We start from the raw sequence: 215 nt of genomic DNA on the forward strand, positions 1-215 counted from the left end.
CCAACTTTGATGATACCGCGCTCTACACGACCGGTAACAACGGTACCACGACCGGAGATGGAGAATACGTCTTCGATAGGCAGCAGGAACGGCTTGTCAATCGCACGCTCTGGTTCCGGGATGTAAGAGTCCAGGAAGCCAGCCAGTTCGATGATTTTCGCTTCCCACTCTGCTTCGCCTTCCAGCGCTTTCAGAGCAGAACCACGAACGATCGG

1 pseudogene is annotated in these 215 nt (G+C 54.9%); it reads right to left on the minus strand.

Going from position 1 to position 215, the window contains the following annotated elements:
* Window positions 1-215: pseudogene (gene tuf / locus FDW96_RS02810) on the minus strand (elongation factor Tu); the annotation flags it as partial.

The sequence above is a fragment of the Citrobacter sp. TBCS-15 genome (genome assembly GCF_005280815.1).
Lineage (GTDB): Bacteria > Pseudomonadota > Gammaproteobacteria > Enterobacterales > Enterobacteriaceae > Citrobacter > Citrobacter werkmanii.